General features: G+C 69.1%; 16 protein-coding genes. All 16 read left to right on the top strand.

Annotated elements, in window-relative coordinates; genetic code table 11:
- Positions 1 to 215: 215 nt before the first annotated feature.
- Complete coding sequence (locus tag ABT041_RS14570) at positions 216 to 1,310, top strand: LCP family glycopolymer transferase (RefSeq protein WP_351183865.1); 1,095 nt, start codon at positions 216 to 218, stop codon at positions 1,308 to 1,310.
- A 147-nt stretch (positions 1,311 to 1,457) separates the two neighbouring features.
- Positions 1,458 to 1,676 carry a 50S ribosomal protein L31 gene (rpmE, locus tag ABT041_RS14565; RefSeq protein WP_030321069.1) on the top strand — a complete coding sequence of 73 codons (219 nt, stop codon included), beginning with the start codon at positions 1,458 to 1,460 and terminating at the stop codon, positions 1,674 to 1,676.
- 96 nt (positions 1,677 to 1,772) lie between these two features.
- Complete coding sequence (gene prfA / locus ABT041_RS14560; protein ID WP_041131246.1) at positions 1,773 to 2,849, top strand: peptide chain release factor 1; 1,077 nt, start codon at positions 1,773 to 1,775, stop codon at positions 2,847 to 2,849.
- A gap of 66 nt (positions 2,850 to 2,915) precedes the next feature.
- Positions 2,916 to 3,761, top strand: coding sequence for a peptide chain release factor N(5)-glutamine methyltransferase (prmC, locus tag ABT041_RS14555; protein ID WP_351183862.1), 846 nt, complete (start codon positions 2,916 to 2,918; stop codon positions 3,759 to 3,761).
- A gap of 40 nt (positions 3,762 to 3,801) precedes the next feature.
- The gene (locus ABT041_RS14550) at positions 3,802 to 4,449 is read left to right on the top strand and encodes an L-threonylcarbamoyladenylate synthase (RefSeq protein WP_351183860.1); all 648 of its coding nucleotides are present in this window, start codon (positions 3,802 to 3,804) and stop codon (positions 4,447 to 4,449) included.
- Positions 4,446 to 5,093, top strand: coding sequence for an arsenate reductase/protein-tyrosine-phosphatase family protein (locus ABT041_RS14545; protein WP_351183858.1), 648 nt, complete (start codon positions 4,446 to 4,448; stop codon positions 5,091 to 5,093). The genes ABT041_RS14550 and ABT041_RS14545 overlap by 4 nt, the downstream gene beginning before the upstream one ends.
- 250 nt (positions 5,094 to 5,343) lie before the next feature.
- Complete coding sequence (gene glyA, locus ABT041_RS14535) at positions 5,344 to 6,591, top strand: serine hydroxymethyltransferase (protein WP_351183856.1); 1,248 nt, start codon at positions 5,344 to 5,346, stop codon at positions 6,589 to 6,591.
- Positions 6,592 to 6,698: 107 nt separating this feature from the next.
- Entirely contained in the window at positions 6,699 to 8,024 is a 1,326-nt protein-coding gene (locus tag ABT041_RS14530) for an MraY family glycosyltransferase (RefSeq protein ID WP_351183854.1), read from the top strand.
- 264 nt (positions 8,025 to 8,288) lie between these two features.
- Positions 8,289 to 8,702: a Cg1360 family ATP-synthase-associated protein gene (locus tag ABT041_RS14525; protein ID WP_351183852.1), complete on the top strand. Its 414-nt coding sequence runs from the start codon at positions 8,289 to 8,291 to the stop codon at positions 8,700 to 8,702.
- Between the two features lie 225 nt (positions 8,703 to 8,927).
- Entirely contained in the window at positions 8,928 to 9,737 is an 810-nt protein-coding gene (gene atpB / locus ABT041_RS14520) for a F0F1 ATP synthase subunit A (protein WP_351183850.1), read from the top strand.
- 91 nt (positions 9,738 to 9,828) lie between these two features.
- The gene (gene atpE / locus ABT041_RS14515) at positions 9,829 to 10,095 is read left to right on the top strand and encodes an ATP synthase F0 subunit C (RefSeq protein WP_024761915.1); all 267 of its coding nucleotides are present in this window, start codon (positions 9,829 to 9,831) and stop codon (positions 10,093 to 10,095) included.
- Positions 10,096 to 10,136: 41 nt separating this feature from the next.
- Positions 10,137 to 10,682 carry a F0F1 ATP synthase subunit B gene (locus ABT041_RS14510; RefSeq protein WP_351183847.1) on the top strand — a complete coding sequence of 182 codons (546 nt, stop codon included), beginning with the start codon at positions 10,137 to 10,139 and terminating at the stop codon, positions 10,680 to 10,682.
- Positions 10,679 to 11,494 carry a F0F1 ATP synthase subunit delta gene (locus ABT041_RS14505; RefSeq protein WP_351183845.1) on the top strand — a complete coding sequence of 272 codons (816 nt, stop codon included), beginning with the start codon at positions 10,679 to 10,681 and terminating at the stop codon, positions 11,492 to 11,494. Before ABT041_RS14510 ends, ABT041_RS14505 begins: the two co-directional genes overlap by 4 nt.
- A 150-nt stretch (positions 11,495 to 11,644) precedes the next feature.
- Complete coding sequence (gene atpA, locus ABT041_RS14500) at positions 11,645 to 13,240, top strand: F0F1 ATP synthase subunit alpha (protein ID WP_351183844.1); 1,596 nt, start codon at positions 11,645 to 11,647, stop codon at positions 13,238 to 13,240.
- A 20-nt stretch (positions 13,241 to 13,260) separates the two neighbouring features.
- Entirely contained in the window at positions 13,261 to 14,178 is a 918-nt protein-coding gene (locus tag ABT041_RS14495; RefSeq protein ID WP_351183842.1) for a F0F1 ATP synthase subunit gamma, read from the top strand.
- Positions 14,178 to 15,620, top strand: a complete 1,443-nt coding sequence (gene atpD / locus ABT041_RS14490; RefSeq protein WP_116158817.1) for a F0F1 ATP synthase subunit beta — start codon at positions 14,178 to 14,180, stop codon at positions 15,618 to 15,620. The genes ABT041_RS14495 and atpD overlap by 1 nt, the downstream gene beginning before the upstream one ends.
- Positions 15,621 to 15,672: the final 52 nt, after the last annotated feature.

The raw sequence follows: 15,672 nt of genomic DNA, 5'->3' as shown, positions 1-15,672 counted from the left end.
CACACGACGAGAGCCGGGCCCCGATCCCGTAACCCCGTCGTGACCTGCGTGAACCACTGCGCCCACCGTGCCCGCACGGTGGGCGCAGTGCCGTTTCCGGGCAGAGCTCACCCAAACCTCACAGGCCCGTATGCAACCCTTTCGGGTGCTTCGTCGTCACAGAAGGTGAATCCGAGGACGGCGCAGAAGGTGCATTCGAGGGCCGAGGGAAGACGATGACCGAGCAGAGCAAGACCGGCCGCGCACGCGGCGCGGGCAGCGGCCGACGCCGCAAACAGCCCGCCAAGCGGCGCAAGGCGCCGATCCTGATATCGGGGGCCGTCGCGGTCCTCGTCCTCGGCGGCGCCGGACTCGGCTACGTCTACGTCAAGCTCGACGGCAACCTCAAGGGCGTCGACATCAACGCCCAGCTCGGTGCCGAGCGCCCCCGGAACGTCGACAACGGCTCCGTCGACATCCTCGTCCTCGGCTCCGACTCCCGCTCCGGCGACAACGGCGCCTACGGCAAGGACGAGGGCGGCGCCCGCTCCGACACCGCGATGGTCGTGCACGTCTACGAGGGCCACAAGAAGGCGAGCGTGGTCTCCATACCCCGCGACACCCTCATAGACCGCCCGTCGTGCACCGACGCGAAGGGCACCGCCGTCCGCGGCGAGAAGCGGGCCATGTTCAACACCGCGTACGAGGTCGGCGGCCCCGCCTGCGCCGTCAAGACCGTCGAGTCGATGTCCGGCATCCGCATGGACCACTACATCGAGGTCGACTTCACCGGCTTCAAGAAGCTCATCGACGAGCTCGGCGGCGTCGAGATCACCACCACGCAGGCCATTAAGGACGACAAGAGCCACCTCCACCTCGCCCCGGGCACGCACACCCTGGACGGCGAGCAGTCCCTCGGCCTCGTCCGCACGCGCAAGAGCGTCGGCGACGGCAGCGACCTCGGCCGCATCCAGCTCCAGCAGGCCTTCATGAAGGCCTTCATGGACCAGGTCAAGCAGGTCGGCGTGTTCACCAACCCGACCAAGCTGTACGGACTCGCCGACGCGGCCACCAAGGCCATCACGCCCGACTCGGAGCTCGACTCGGTCCAGGAGCTGATGGGCTTCGCCAAGGGCCTGTCCGGCATCGGCGCGCAGAACGTCCACATGGTCACCCTGCCCGTGGAGTACGACCCCCGGGACCCCAACCGCGTCGTCCCCCTCGAAGCCCAGTCCGCACAGGTCTGGAAGGCGCTCGGGAACGACCTGCCGATCCCCGCCTCGGCCACGAAGGACACCGCCACCGGCAAGGCCGACGGCGTCGTGAAGTAGCCGGCGCCGGAGCGGGGGAATAGCTCGGGACCAACCCCCGTTTTGGGAGATGCGGCCGGTCCCTGGCAGACTGGTACGTCGGCCCCGGTTCACGCTGTCCGCAACCCGCGGCGGCGACCCGGCGCCCTCCCGAAACTAGGAGACACCTTGAAGCGCGAGATTCACCCCGAGTACGTCGAGACCCAGGTCAGCTGCACCTGCGGCGCGTCGTTCACCACCCGTAGCACCCTGACCGAGGGCACCATCCGTGCCGAGGTCTGCTCCGAGTGCCACCCGTTCTACACGGGCAAGCAGAAGATCCTCGACACCGGTGGCCGCGTGGCCCGCTTCGAGGCCCGCTTCGGCAAGGCCGGCTCCGCCAAGTAGCGAGCCCCTGCGCCGGTCCTCGGTCGCCCCGCGCGGGTGGCCGGGACCGGCGCTTTGCCGTCCCGTAGCAACTGACGAAAACCCCAGGAGCCCCCGATGTTCGAGGCGGTCGAGGAACTGGTCGGCGAGCACGCCGATCTCGAGACGAAGCTCGCGGACCCTTCGGTCCACGCCGATCAGGCGAACGCGCGCAAGCTCAACAAGCGCTACGCCGAGCTGACCCCGATCGTCGCCACCTACCGCTCCTGGAAGCAGACCGGTGACGACATCGAGACGGCGCGCGAGCTGATGCACGACGACCCCGACTTCGCCGCCGAGGTCAAGGAGCTCGAGAAGCAGCGCGAGGAGCTCACCGACAAGCTCCGCCTGCTCCTCGTCCCGCGCGACCCGAGCGACGACAAGGACGTCATCCTGGAGATCAAGGCGGGCGCCGGCGGCGACGAGTCCGCCCTCTTCGCCGGCGACCTCCTGCGGATGTACCTGCGGTACGCCGAGCGCGTCGGCTGGAAGACCGAGATCATCGACGCCACCGAGTCCGAGCTCGGCGGCTACAAGGACGTCCAGGTCGCCGTGAAGACCAAGGGCGGCAACGGCGCCACCGAGCCCGGCCAGGGCGTCTGGGCCCGGCTCAAGTACGAGGGCGGGGTGCACCGCGTCCAGCGCGTGCCCGCCACCGAGTCCGCCGGCCGCATCCACACCTCCGCCGCCGGCGTGCTCGTCACGCCCGAGGCCGAGGAGGTCGACGTCGAGATCCACGCCAACGACCTGCGCATCGACGTCTACCGCTCGTCCGGCCCCGGCGGCCAGTCGGTCAACACCACCGACTCCGCCGTCCGCATCACGCACCTGCCGACCGGCATCGTGGCCTCCTGCCAGAACGAGAAGAGCCAGCTCCAGAACAAGGAGCAGGCCATGCGCATCCTGCGCTCCCGGCTCCTCGCCGCCGCCCAGGAGAAGGCCGAGGCCGAGGCCGCCGACGCCCGCCGCAGCCAGGTCCGCACCGTCGACCGGTCCGAGAAGATCCGTACGTACAACTTCCCGGAGAACCGGATCTCGGACCACCGCGTCGGATTCAAGGCGTACAACCTGGACCAGGTGCTCGACGGCGATCTGGACGCCATGATCCAGGCCTGCGTCGACGCCGACTCGGCGGCGAAGCTCGCCGCAGCGTAGGACGGGCGAAGCCCGCCGCAGCGTAAGGCCCCCCTCAAGCCCCACCCCGCACCACGGAGGACCAGCGTGAACCTGCTGCTTGCCGAGGTGGCCCAGGCCACCCAGCGGCTGGCCGACGCCGGCGTTCCCTCACCGCGTTTCGACGCCGAGGAGCTCGCCGCGTTCGTGCACGGCGTCAAGCGGGGGGAGCTGCACAGCGTCAAGGACGCGGACTTCGACGCCCGCTACTGGGAGGCCGTCGCCCGCCGAGAGGCCCGTGAGCCGCTCCAGCACATCACCGGCCGGGCGTTCTTCCGCTACCTGGAGCTCCAGGTGGGGCCCGGCGTCTTCGTGCCCCGCCCGGAGACCGAGTCGGTCGTCGGGTGGGCCATAGACGCCGTACGCGCCATGGACGTCGTCGAACCACTCATCGTCGACCTGTGCACCGGCTCCGGGGCGATCGCGCTGGCGCTCGCCCAGGAGGTGCCGCGCTCGCGCGTGCACGCCGTGGAGCTGTCCGAGGACGCGCTGGCGTGGACCCGGAAGAACGTCGAGGGTTCCCGCGTCACGCTGCACGAGGGCGACGCGCTGACCTCGCTGCCGGAGCTCGACGGCCAGGTCGACCTGGTCGTCTCCAACCCGCCGTACATCCCGCTCACCGAGTGGGAGTACGTGGCGCCCGAGGCCCGCGACCACGACCCGGAGATGGCGCTCTTCTCCGGCGAGGACGGTCTCGACTTCATCCGCGGCCTGGAGCGCACGGCGCACCGTCTCCTCCGGCCCGGCGGACTCGTCGTCGTCGAGCACGCCGACACGCAGGGCGGCCAGGTGCCGTGGATCTTCAACGAGGAGGCCGGCTGGGTCGACGCCGCCGACCACCCCGACCTGAACAACCGGCCGCGGTTCGCGACCGCCCGCAAGGCGATGCCGTGACTGCCATGACGAACCACGTGTACGAGGAGGACGGGAACTGATGGCACGGCGATACGACTGCAACGAGGCGACCGACCGCGTGACCGGTCTGCGCGAGGCCGCGTCCGCCGTCCGCCGGGGCGAGCTGGTCGTGCTGCCCACCGACACCGTGTACGGGATCGGGGCGGACGCCTTCAGCAGCGAGGCCGTCGGCGACCTGCTCGCCGCCAAGGGCCGCGGCCGCAACATGCCCACGCCCGTGCTCATCGGCTCCCCGAACACCCTCCACGGCCTGGTCACCGACTTCTCCGAGCAGGCCTGGGAGCTCGTCGACGCCTTCTGGCCCGGCGCGCTCACCCTCGTCGCCAAGCACCAGCCGTCCCTGCAGTGGGACCTCGGCGACAGCCGGGGCACCGTCGCCATCCGGATGCCGCTGCACCCGGTCGCGATCGAACTGCTCACCGAGGTCGGCCCGATGGCCGTCTCCTCGGCCAACCTCGGCGGCCACCCGGCGCCGGAGGACTGCGACGCGGCGCAGGGCATGCTCGGCGACTCCGTCTCCGTCTACCTCGACGGCGGCCCGACGCCCGGCATCGTCCCCTCGTCCATCGTCGACGTCACGGGCAAGGTGCCGGTGCTGCTGCGCGAGGGCTCACTCTCCCCGGAGGAGCTCCGGAAGGTCGTACCCGACCTCGAGGTGGCCAGTTGACCGCCCCTGAGGGGCGTGGCATAGCGGGGCACGAAGAAAGCGACACCTTCCGCATCCTCCACGTCAGCACCGGCAACGTCTGCCGCTCGCCGATCACCGAGCGGCTGACCCGCCATGCCCTGAGCGACCGCCTCGGCGACCCCCTCGGCGGCGGCCTGATCGTGGAGAGCGCGGGCACCTGGGGGCACGAGGGCGCCCCCATGGAGACCAACGCCGAACTGGTCCTCGCCGACTTCGGCGCGGACTACAGCGGCTTCGTGGGCCGTGAGCTCCTCGACGAGCACGTCATCCGCGCCGACCTCGTCCTGACGGCGACCCGTGACCACCGGGCGCAGGTCATCTCGATGGGCCACTCGGCGGGTCTGCGCACCTTCACCCTGAAGGAGTTCACCCGCCTGGTCCGCGCGATCGACCCGGCGACCCTGCCGGACCCGCGCGGCGAGGGCATGGTGGAACGCGCCCGTGCCCTGGTCCGCGCGGCAGCGGCTCTACGCGGGTGGCTCCTGGCCCCCTCGGTGGACGCCGACGAGGTCAACGACCCCTACGGGGCGCCGATCACGTTCTTCCGCTCGATCGGCGAGGAGATCAACGAGGCGCTGGATCCGGTGGTGACCGCCCTGACGGGTGTCTCGGCCCGCCGCTGACGACCCGGGCCTCCTCCCCGCCCGGCGGTCGGAGGCCGCCGCAGCGTGCCGAAGCCCGGGAGGCCCCCTTGGGCCGAGCGGTGCGAGGGGCGCGTCGGGGATCGGGTCCCCTACGGGGCGCCGATCACGTTCTTCCGCTCGATCGGCGAGGAGATCAACGAGGCGCTGGATCCGGTGGTGACCGCCCTGACGGGTGTGAGCGCCAGGCGCTGAACGGGCGGGGGCGTGGGGGCGCGCCTACATTGGTGGCATGCCGGTCACCGCGCCCCCCGATGAGGTACTCGACGTCCTGCGCCGGCAGGACCCCGAGATCGCCGATGTGCTGCTCGGTGAGGCGCGCCGGCAGGCCGACAGTCTGCAGCTGATCGCGGCCGAGAACTTCACCTCGCCCGCGGTGCTCGCCGCGCTCGGCTCGCCGCTGGCCAACAAGTACGCCGAGGGGTATCCCGGCGCCCGGCACCACGGCGGCTGCGAGTACGCCGACGCCGCCGAGCGGATCGCCGTCGCGCGGGCCACCGCGCTCTTCGGAGCCGACCACGCGAACGTCCAGGCCCACTCGGGCTCCTCGGCCGTCCTGGCGGCGTACGCGGCCCTTCTCAGGCCCGGTGACACGGTTCTGGCCATGGGGCTCGGGCACGGCGGGCACCTCACGCACGGTTCGCCGGCGAACTTCTCCGGGCGGTGGTTCGACTTCGTCCCGTACGGCGTCGACGCGGACACCGGGCTCGTCGACTACGAGCAGGTCGCCGCCCTCGCCCGCCACCACCGCCCGAAGGCGATCGTCTGCGGCTCGATCTCCTATCCACGCCACCTCGACTACGCGCTCTTCCGCGAGATCGCCGACGAGGTCGGGGCGTATCTGATCGCCGACGCCGCCCATCCCATCGGCCTGGTCGCCGGGGGAGCGGCCCCCAGCCCCGTCCCGTACGCCGACGTCGTCTGCGCGACGACGCACAAGGTGCTGCGCGGCCCGCGCGGCGGCATGGTCCTGTGCGGCGAGGAGCTCGCGGACCGGATCGACCGGGCGGTGTTCCCGTTCACCCAGGGCGGCGCCCAGATGCACACGATCGCGGCGAAGGCGGTGGCCTTCGGCGAGGCGTCCACCCCGGCGTTCACCGCGTACGCCCATCAGGTGGTCGAACACGCCAGGGTCCTCGCCGCCGCGCTCGCCGCCGAGGGCTTCGCGCTGACCACCGGCGGCACGGACACGCATCTCATCACCGCCGACCCCGCCCCGCTCGGCGTCGACGGCCGCACGGCCCGGGCCCGGCTGGCCGCCGCCGGCATGGTGCTCGACACCTGCGCCCTCCCGTACGGGGAGGGGCGCGGGATCCGGCTCGGCACCGCCGCCGTCACCACCCAGGGCATGGGCGCCCCGGAGATGGCGAGAATTGCCGCACTGTTCACCCTCGCGTTGCGCGACGACCCCGGGGAAACGGCCCGGGTACGCGCGGAAGTACGGGAGTTGACGTCCCGATTTCCCCCGTATGGGCCCTGACGGAAGACCGAGCGCAACCGTTCGGCGGGCACACGTGTCTCCAAGCACATGGACGGCACGGCTAGGGTGTGGGGCTGAGATGGCCAGCGATTCCTGTGGGGCAGCCCGTGCGTGATTACCTGCTGACGCTCTGTGTCACGGCCGCGGTGACCTATCTGCTCACCGGTCCGGTGCGGAAGTTCGCCATCGCGACCGGCGCGATGCCGGAGATCCGCGCCCGCGACGTGCACCGAGAACCGACTCCGCGGCTCGGTGGCATCGCCATGTTCTTCGGGCTGTGCGCGGGACTCCTCGTCGCCGACCACCTGCAGAACCTGAACAGCGTCTTCGAGCAGTCCAACGAGCCCCGCGCGCTGCTCTCCGGCGCCGCGCTGATCTGGCTGATCGGCGTCCTCGACGACAAGTTCGAGCTGGACGCGCTGATCAAGCTGGGCGCGCAGATGATCTCGGCGGGCGTGATGGTCGCGCAGGGTCTGACGATCCTGTGGCTGCCGATCCCCGGTGTCGGCACGGTCGCCCTCACCCCCTGGCAGGGCACGCTCCTGACGGTCGCCCTGGTGGTCCTCACGATCAACGCCGTGAACTTCGTCGACGGCCTCGACGGTCTCGCCGCCGGCATGGTCTGCATCGCCGCCGCGGCCTTCTTCCTGTACGCGTACCGCCTCTGGTACGGCTACACGATCGAGGCGGCCGCCCCCGCGACCCTGTTCGCGGCCATCCTCATGGGCATGTGCCTGGGCTTCCTGCCGCACAACATGCACCCGGCGCGGATCTTCATGGGCGACTCCGGCTCGATGCTGATCGGCCTGATCCTCGCGGCCTCCGCCATCTCGATCACCGGCCAGGTCGACCCGGACGCGCTGAAGATCTTCGAGGGCTCGACCCGGCAGGCCACGCACGCGGCCCTGCCCGTCTTCATCCCGCTCGTGCTGCCGCTGACGATCATCGCGATCCCGATGGCCGACCTGATCCTCGCCATCGTGCGCCGCACCTGGAAGGGCCAGTCGCCGTTCGCGGCCGACCGCGGCCACCTGCACCACCGGCTCCTGGAGATCGGGCACTCGCACAGCCGCGCGGTGCTGATCATGTACTTCTGGTCGGCGCTCATCGCCTTCGGCACGCTGGCCTACTCGGTGCACTCGACGTCGATGTGGATCGTCCTCGGCGTCGTCGCGCTGAGCGCCATCGGTCTGGTGCTGCTCCTGCTGCCGCGCTTCACGCCGCGCGCTCCGCGCTGGGCCCAGTCCGTCGTCCCGCCGCGCTACCGCCGTCGCAAGCCGGCCGCCGTGCCGGCCGGGGCCGCCGCGGCCGCCGGGACGGAGGAGGCCGAGGAGGAGGAGCGGGAGCCCGTGCCCGCCGGGGTCAACGGGGCGACCGCCATCGGTCACCGTTCGCGCTTCACCGACAGGAGTAAGGCCGGGGCGCGCGGTTGACGAAAGCCCCATCCGGGGCCAATAGCAGACAAGGTGCCTCGCTGTCGCGCACACACGCGCGGGGTAACTCTCATGTGTGACCGTTGGCACACCGTATGGGTAAAGACCTATTCAAATAGTTTGTGATACGGTTCACGAGACCCGGCGACAGTGCCGAAAGACCGTAGTGCGACGGTCTGTTGGCCCCGAGACCCACCTCGGACCGGGCTTACGCTCGTCCATGACGACACCATCGCCCCCTCCAGAGCAAGCGGAGACACCGCCATGCCGTCGAACGACGCACGCATCCTTCTGCACACCGCCGTACCCACCGCAGCCGTCGGCGCCGTCGCCACGGTCATCAGCGGGGTGGTCGCCGGTGGCAAGGGCGCGCTCGGTGCCGTCGTCGGCACCCTGGTGGTCCTTCTCTTCATGGGGATCGGGCAGCTGGTTCTCCAACGGACGGCGAAGTCGCTTCCGCACCTCTTCCAGGCCATGGGGCTCATGCTCTACACGGCCCAGCTGCTGGTGCTCTTCATCTTCCTGGCCTTGCTGAAGAACACGACCGTGTTCGACTTCAAGGCCTTCGCCTTCACGCTGCTCGCGACGACCGTGGTGTGGGTCGCCGCACAGGCCCGGGCCTACATGAAGGCCAAGATCACGTACATCGACCCCGGAAACACGGGGTCCAAGTCGTGAAGGGTAGGGCCGGGATAAAGCCGCGTTCGGCTTCCTGCTATCGTCCGGTGCCAACTGCGGCACTGCGGACGCGGGCATCCGAAACGGCGCCTGTCCCAGCGAGAGGCTCGATGCCGAACCGCCGCCCCCTTATCCGTAAGACCAGTCCAGTGCCGACCCGCGGCTGCGCGCCGCGCCGACACAACGAGGTTGCCGTACCTATGCGCCACGCTGAAGGAGCCCGCGGTGAGTGCTGACCAGACGCTTGCCTTCGACCCGGATTGCCACATCTTCTCTGGATGTGGCTTCCCGGCGCCGGGCCTGCACACGTTCATGTACGAGCCCATCGCCACGGTGGCCGGCATCGAGATCACCAAGCCGATGCTGCTCGCCGTCCTCGGCTCCATCGTGGTCGTCGGGTTCTTCTGGGCCGCCTTCAACAAGCCCAAGCTGATCCCCGGCAAGATGCAGATGGTCGGCGAGGCCGGTTACGACTTCGTGCGCCGCGGCATCGTCTACGAGATCATCGGCAAGAAGGACGGCGAGAAGTACGTCCCCTTCATGGTGTCGCTGTTCTTCTTCGTCTGGATCATGAACCTCTGGTCGATCATTCCGCTCGCCCAGTTCCCGGTCACCTCGCTGATCGCCTTCCCGGCCGGTCTCGCGCTGATCGTGTACTTCATGTGGATCTCGCTCACCTTCAAGAAGCACGGCTTCGTGGGCGGCTGGAAGAACATCGTCGGCTACGACAAGTCCCTCGGTGCCATCCTCCCGATGGTCGTCGTCCTCGAGTTCTTCTCGAACCTGATCATCCGGCCCTTCACGCACGCGGTGCGACTCTTCGCGAACATGTTCGCCGGTCACCTGCTGATCGTGATGTTCTCGCTGGCCACCTGGTACCTCATGAACGGCATCGGCTTCGTCTACGCCGGCGCCTCCTTCGTGATGGTCCTCGTGATGACCGCCTTCGAGCTCTTCATCCAGGCCGTCCAGGCGTACGTCTTCGTCCTCCTGGCCTGCAGCTACGTCCAGGGCGCGCTCTCCGAGCACCACTGAGCCACCCGGCCCCGTAGCTCCACCCCCGAAACCATCAGTCGTCCGGTGGCCAACCCCCATCGGGTCATTGAACAGAGAAGGAAGTAACGGCATGTCCGCTGCTCTCGACATGATCAACCTTGCCGCCGAAGGTGGCAGCGCCAAGACCAACGTCGTCGGCAACGTCGCGTCGATCGGTTACGGCCTCGCCGCGATCGGCCCCGGCGTCGGCGTCGGCATCATCTTCGGTAACGGTACGCAGGCGCTCGCCCGCCAGCCCGAGGCCGCCGGTCTCATCCGTACCAACCAGATCATGGGCTTCGCCTTCTGTGAGGCGCTCGCCCTCATCGGCATCGTCATGGGCTTCGTCTACCAGTAAGCCGGACCGACTGCCCGATTCTTTTTACGGAAGGCACTGATGTGAACGCTCTGCTTCTTGCGGAAGCGGCGGAGGCCCAGCCTCCTCTGATCCCGCATCTCGACGAGCTCGTCATCGGCCTGATCGCCTTCGTCATCGTCTTCGGCTTCCTCGCCAAGAAGCTCCTCCCGAACATCAACAAGGTTCTGGACGAGCGCCGCGAGGCCATCGAGGGTGGCATCGAGAAGGCCGAGTCGGCCCAGATCGAGGCTCAGAGTGTGCTGGAGCAGTACAAGGCCCAGCTCGCCGAGGCCCGCCACGAGGCCGCGCGTCTTCGCCAGGAGGCGACGGAGCAGGGCACCGCGATCATCCAGGAGATGAAGGCGGAAGGCCAGCGCCAGCGCGAGGAGATCATCGCGGCCGGCCACGCGCAGATCGAGGCCGACCGCAAGGCCGCGTCCGCGTCGCTGCGTCAGGACGTGGGCAAGCTCGCCACCGACCTGGCCGGCAAGCTGGTCGGCGAGTCCCTCGAGGACGCCGCCCTCCAGAGCCGCACCATCGACCGCTTCCTCGAAGAGCTCGAGGAGAAGGCCGAGGCTGTCCGATGAACGGAGCGAGCCGCGAGGCACTGTCCGCCGCCCGTGAGTCCCTCGACGCGCTGACCGACAACACGCCGGTCGACGCGACGAAGCTCGCGGACGAGCTGGCCGCAGTCACCGTGCTGCTCGACCGCGAGGTGTCGCTGCGCCGGGTCCTGACCGACCCCGCGCAGGCGGGTGAGGCCAAGGCCGAGCTCGCGCAGCGACTCCTGCGTGGACAGGTGGGCGGCGAGACCGTCGACCTGGTCTCCGGCATGGTCCGCTCCCGCTGGTCGCGTTCGCGCGACCTGGTCGACGCGACCGAGGAACTGGCGAACACCGCCGACCTCACCGCGGCGCAGAAGGCGGGCGCTCTGGACGACGTCGAGGACGAGCTGTTCCGGTTCGGCCGGATCGTGTCCTCCAGCAACGAGCTGCGCTCGGCGCTGACGGACAAGGCCGCCACGGCCACCGCGAAGGGCACGCTGCTCCGCAGCCTGCTCGGCGGCAAGGCCCACGCGACCACCGAGCGTCTGGTCGTCCGTCTGGTGACCCAGCCCCGGGGACGTAGCCTGGAAGCGGGACTCGAGTCCCTGTCCAAGCTCGCCGCGGCGCGCCGGGACCGGATGGTCGCCGTCGTCACCTCGGCGGTGCCGCTGTCGGACCGGCAGAAGCAGCGCCTCGGTGCCGTACTGGCGAAGCTGTACGGCCGCGAGATGCACCTGAACCTGGACGTGGACCCCGCGGTCCTCGGCGGGATCACGGTGCGCGTCGGCGACGAGGTCATCGACGGTTCCATCGCGGAGCGCCTCGGCGAGGCGACCCGTCGACTGGCCGGCTGACGGCAGCGACCACAGCAGCACCAGCAGCACAGCAACACAGCATCACCAGCGGCCCGGTTGGGCCGTGCAGAGATTGCAGAAGATTCCTGGGGGTCGGCCCCCAGACCCCTTAAGAAACTTCGGGCCCAACAAGGAGAGCAGGGAACCCAGATGGCGGAGCTCACGATCCGGCCGGAGGAGATCCGGGACGCACTGGAGAACTTCGTCCAGTCGTACCAGCCGGACGCGGCCTCGCGCGAGGAGGTCGGCACGGTCAGCCTGGCCGGTGACGGTATCGCGAAGGTCGAGGGTCTTCCCTCGGCCATGGCGAACGAGCTGCTGAAGTTCGAGGACGGGACCCTCGGTCTCGCGCTGAACCTCGAAGAGCGCGAGATCGGTGCGATCGTCCTCGGCGAGTTCAGCGGCATCGAGGAGGGTCAGTCGGTGCAGCGCACCGGCGAGGTCCTCTCCGTAGGTGTCGGTGAGGGCTACCTGGGTCGCGTCGTCGACCCGCTCGGTAACCCGATCGACGGCCTCGGCGAGATCGCGACCGAGGGCCGCCGCGCCCTCGAGCTGCAGGCCCCGGGCGTTATGGCCCGTAAGTCGGTGCACGAGCCGATGGAGACCGGCTACAAGGCCGTCGACGCCATGACGCCGGTCGGCCGTGGTCAGCGTCAGCTGATCATCGGTGACCGTCAGACCGGCAAGACCGCGCTCTGTGTCGACACCATCATCAACCAGCGCGACAACTGGCGCTCGGGTGACGTGAACAAGCAGGTCCGCTGCATCTACGTCGCCATCGGCCAGAAGGGCTCGACCATCGCGTCCGTTCGCGGCGCCCTGGAAGAGGCCGGCGCGCTCGAGTACACGACGATCGTCGCCGCCCCGGCGTCCGACCCGGCCGGCTTCAAGTACCTGGCGCCGTACACCGGTTCCGCCATCGGTCAGCACTGGATGTACCAGGGCAAGCACGTCCTGATCGTCTTCGACGACCTGTCGAAGCAGGCCGACGCCTACCGCGCCGTGTCGCTGCTGCTGCGCCGCCCGCCGGGCCGTGAGGCCTACCCGGGTGACGTCTTCTACCTGCACTCCCGTCTCCTCGAGCGCTGCGCGAAGCTCTCGGACGAGCTCGGCGCGGGCTCGATGACCGGTCTGCCGGTCGTCGAGACGAAGGCCAACGACGTCTCGGCGTTCATCCCGACCAACGTCATCTCCATCACCGACGGCCAGTGCTTCCTGGAGTCCGACCTGTTCAACGCCGGCCAGCGCCCGGCCCTGAACGTCGGTATCTCGGTCTCCCGAGTCGGTGGCTCCGCCCAGCACCCGGCCATGAAGCAGATCGCCGGCCGCCTCCGCGTGGACCTGGCCCAGTTCCGTGAGCTCGAGGCCTTCGCGGCCTTCGGTTCCGACCTGGACTCGGCCTCGAAGGCGCAGCTGGAGCGTGGTCAGCGCATGGTCGAGCTGCTCAAGCAGGCTCAGTACCAGCCGATGCCCACGGAGAACCAGGTCGTCTCGGTCTGGGCCGGCACCACCGGCAAGATGGACGACGTCCCGGTCGCCGACATCCGTCGCTTCGAGGCCGAGCTCCTGGCGTACCTCCGCCAGAACCACTCGGGCCTCATGACCTCCATCCGTGAGGGCAAGAAGATGTCGGACGACACGCTGACCGCCGTCGCCGACGCCATCGCGGAGTTCAAGCAGCAGTTCGAGACCTCTGACGGCAAGCTGCTCGGCGCGGACGCTCCCGCCGTCAACGTCTCGAAGTGACGACGGAAGGGACCTGACTCATGGGAGCGCAGCTCCGGGTCTACAAGCGTCGCATCAAATCCGTCACCGCGACGAAGAAGATCACCAAGGCGATGGAGATGATCGCCGCCTCGCGTGTCGTCAAGGCGCAGCGCAAGGTGCAGGCGTCGACTCCGTACGCGACCGAGCTCACGCGCGCGGTCACGGCGGTGGCCACGGGTGCGAACGACAAGCACCCGCTGACCACCGAGGCGGAGAACCCGAGCCGTGCCGCGGTCCTGCTCCTCTCGAGCGACCGCGGTCTGGCCGGTGCCTTCAACTCCAACGCCATCAAGGCGGCGGAGCAGCTCATCAAGAAGCTGGAGGGTGAGGGCCGCGCGGTCGACGTCTACGTCGTCGGTCGCCGTGGTGTCGCGCACTTCAACTTCCGTGAGCGGAAGCTGAGCGACACGTGGACCGGCTTCACGGACGAGCCCACGTACGCGGACGCCAAGAAGGTCGCGGCACCGCTGATCGAGGCGATCGAGAAGGACACGGCCGAGGGCGGTGTGGACGAGCTCCACATCATCTACACCGAGTTCGTCTCGATGATGACCCAGACGGCGGTCGAGGCCCGGCTGCTGCCTCTCAGCCTCGACGAGGTGGCGAAGGAGGCCGGCGAGCCGGACACCCTCCGTCCGCTGTACGACTTCGAGCCGTCGGCGGAGGACGTCCTCGACGCCCTTCTGCCGCGCTACGTCGAGAGCCGGATCTACAACGCGCTGCTGCAGTCGGCTGCCTCCAAGCACGCCGCCACGCGTCGCGCGATGAAGTCGGCGACCGACAACGCGGGAGACTTGATCAACAACCTCTCCCGACTTGCCAACGCGGCCCGCCAGGCCGAAATCACCCAGGAAATCAGCGAGATCGTCGGTGGCACCGCAGCCCTGGCCGACGCGACCGCGGGGAGTGACAAGTAATGACGACCACTGTTGAGACGGCCGCCGCCACGGGCCGCGTCGCCCGGGTCATCGGCCCGGTCGTCGACGTGGAGTTCCCCGTCGACGCGATGCCGGAGATCTACAACGCCCTGCACGTGCAGGTCGCCGACCCGGCCGAGGACGGCGCGCTCAAGACGCTGACCCTCGAGGTCGCGCAGCACCTCGGTGACGGCATCGTCCGCACCATCTCGATGCAGCCCACCGACGGTCTGGTCCGCCAGGCCCCCGTGGTCGACACCGGCGACGGCATCACCGTGCCCGTCGGCGACGTCACCAAGGGCCGCGTGTTCAACACGCTGGGTCAGATCCTGAACGAGCCCGAGGCCGAGTCCGAGGTCGGCGAGCGCTGGTCCATCCACCGCAAGGCCCCGGCGTTCGCGGACCTCGAGTCGAAGACCGAGATGTTCGAGACCGGCCTCAAGGTCGTCGACCTTCTCACCCCGTACGTCAAGGGTGGAAAGATCGGTCTGTTCGGTGGTGCCGGTGTCGGCAAGACCGTTCTGATCCAGGAAATGATCATGCGTGTGGCGAAGCTGCACGAGGGTGTTTCCGTGTTCGCCGGTGTCGGTGAGCGTACGCGTGAGGGCAACGACCTCATCGCGGAGATGGAGGACTCGGGCGTCCTCGACAAGACCGCCCTTGTCTTCGGCCAGATGGACGAGCCCCCGGGCACCCGTCTCCGTGTGGCCCTCGCCGGTCTGACCATGGCGGAGTACTTCCGCGATGTGCAGAAGCAGGACGTGCTGTTCTTCATCGACAACATCTTCCGCTTCACGCAGGCCGGTTCCGAGGTCTCGACCCTGCTCGGCCGTATGCCCTCCGCGGTGGGTTACCAGCCGAACCTGGCCGACGAGATGGGTCTCCTCCAGGAGCGCATCACCTCGACCCGTGGTCACTCGATCACCTCGATGCAGGCGATCTACGTCCCCGCCGACGACCTCACCGACCCGGCGCCGGCGACCACCTTCGCCCACCTCGACGCGACGACGGTTCTCTCCCGTCCGATCTCCGAGAAGGGCATCTACCCGGCCGTGGACCCGCTGGACTCCACGTCCCGGATCCTGGACCCGCGCTACATCGCGCAGGACCACTACGACGCCGCCACGCGCGTCAAGGGAATCCTGCAGAAGTACAAGGACCTCCAGGACATCATCGCGATCCTCGGTATCGACGAGCTGAGCGAGGAGGACAAGCTCACTGTCCACCGCGCCCGCCGTGTCGAGCGCTTCCTGTCCCAGAACACCCACGCGGCGAAGCAGTTCACCGGCGTGGACGGTTCGGACGTTCCGCTCGACGAGTCGATCGCCGCGTTCAACGCGATCTGCGACGGTGAGTTCGACCACTTCCCGGAGCAGGCGTTCTTCATGTGCGGTGGCCTTGAGGACCTCAAGAACAACGCCAAGGAGCTCGGCGTCTCCTGAGCCCCGTGCTCGCCCGAGGGGGACGGGATCCGTCCCGTCCCCCTCTCCACGC

Origin of the sequence: Streptomyces sp. NPDC002825 (genome assembly GCF_040295385.1) — a bacterium.
Taxonomy (GTDB): domain Bacteria; phylum Actinomycetota; class Actinomycetes; order Streptomycetales; family Streptomycetaceae; genus Streptomyces.
The sequence above is the reverse complement of the archived record's forward strand: the minus strand, read 5'-3'. Positions and strand labels throughout refer to the sequence as shown.